Genomic DNA, 1,637 nt, shown 5'->3' on the forward strand with positions numbered 1-1,637 from the left:
TGCGGCCGACTCCTGCAATCCGAACAACGCCAGCTTGCGTTGGCCCAAATGATCCGCGCGGCCTCGTCGGGATACCGGCCACCATCAGGCGGCGGCGGAATGCCGATGTCCGGCGGCGGAGGCGGCGGCGGGTTCAGCCCGGCCAGCTTCGGCGGCGGCGGGGGCTCAGGCTCCGGGCTGTCGATGCCCCGCCTGGCGGGACTGTTCAACGCCGTCAACCGCACCACAGCCCCAGGCTCACAGCGGAATTCCCCCATCGGGGCGCTCCGGTCGACCATTGGCACACTGAGGCCCGACTCAAGTCCCCGCGAAGTGGCGGCCGCGATCATCGCGCAGGCCAAAAAGCGCGGATACAACGCCCATGAGGCCATCGCGTGCATCTCAACTGGGATGCAGGAAAGCGCCTTAAGCCCCCGCGCTGTGAGCCCCAACGGGCTCTGGAAGAACATCTACCAACAAGACTCTGGATACCCCGGGCGCGACGACCCGAACACAGCGATCGACGAATTCTTCAACCGCCTCGACAAGTTGCGCGCATCTCCTGGTGCCAGCTCCGACATTTGGAAGAACATCTTCTGGTTGCAACAGCGGCCAGGGGAGGACTCCGCTGACGCGGCGTTCGCCAACGGGCGCCAGGCATACCTGTCCGAGATCCGCAGCCAGATCGCGCCCGCGACCCGCATGTACGAAGAACTGACAGCCGCCGCGTGAGTGAGTGACAGACTGACGACGACATCAGAAGTCGTATGCGGGCTCATCATCAAGGATCTTTGCGAACATGGCGATCAACCCGCTGAGGTCGGATTGTGCTCGTGCGGCGTGACATGCACCGTGCAGCTCGCCGAGATCAGTTTTAGCCCAGTCGAATCCGGCGCGGCGTTCGGACAGCAGTAGGTCGAAGAACTCCCGGGTCGACCTGCCGTTGCCCTCACGGAATGGGTGGGCGAAATTCACGTAATCGTACAAGTAGGCGATGGTGCGTGCGAGATCATCTATGGGCACCGCCGTCAGCTGGTTGTGGCGGTGGATCTCGTCGGCAACGTGGTTCATTGCCTGGTTGATGTTGCCCGGTGGACAGAAAGACTCGCCGCCTTTCTCGATTCCGACAGTGCGCAAGTCTCCGGCCCACACATAGACGTCCTGGAAGAGGTGCCTGTGAATGCGTTGTAGGTAGGCGAGATCGTATGAGCGGTGTCCCAATATGTTGGGATCCTCGCGCAGCTCGATCAGCCGGCTCTCGACGAGGTCATTCTCCGCGTCGCGAAGCTCGTCGGCTGTGCGGGCTCCGGCCCGATTTTCCAGAATGCTGGTGCCGGGAACGAAATAGCCCTGCCAGTTGCGTTCGATATCACCGGTATCCCAGGGGTGTGGCAACTCCGGCCCGACTACTGGACGTTGTACCGGCGACGCACGCGATCGGCGAGTTCGGCCGCGGTGATCGAGCCGCGTGCGTAGGCGACCTGGTCGGCGCGGGTAGCATCGGTGCTGCGTGAGCCCTCCAGCTCGGAGCTGCGGCGGATCGCGCGGACAGCCCTGATCCGTCGCTGCGCCTTCTGCGCCTCGGTCACCCGTCACCACCCCCAATCCGTGTACTTCAGGATAGTCGACGACGCCGACGTGCCGTCGGAAGCGCCCTG

The 1,637-nt window shown here is 63.9% G+C and carries 2 protein-coding genes and 1 pseudogene; 1 reads left to right on the top strand and 2 read right to left on the bottom strand.

Annotated features, from left to right (window positions below):
• Nucleotides 1-711, top strand: a pseudogene (locus TX88_RS31820) (hypothetical protein); the annotation flags it as partial.
• A 24-nt stretch (nucleotides 712-735) separates the two neighbouring features.
• Here the strand turns inward: TX88_RS31820 and TX88_RS31825 are convergent.
• Nucleotides 736-1,374 (bottom strand): Fic/DOC family protein, encoded by a 639-nt coding sequence (locus TX88_RS31825; RefSeq protein ID WP_044524579.1) that lies wholly within the window; start codon nucleotides 1,372-1,374, stop codon nucleotides 736-738.
• An 11-nt stretch (nucleotides 1,375-1,385) separates the two neighbouring features.
• Nucleotides 1,386-1,568, bottom strand: a complete 183-nt coding sequence (locus tag TX88_RS31830) for an antitoxin VbhA family protein (RefSeq protein ID WP_044524582.1) — start codon at nucleotides 1,566-1,568, stop codon at nucleotides 1,386-1,388.
• Between the last annotated feature and the right edge of the window lie 69 nt (nucleotides 1,569-1,637).

Origin of the sequence: Mycolicibacterium septicum DSM 44393, from assembly GCF_000455325.1 — a bacterium.
GTDB lineage: Bacteria > Actinomycetota > Actinomycetes > Mycobacteriales > Mycobacteriaceae > Mycobacterium > Mycobacterium septicum.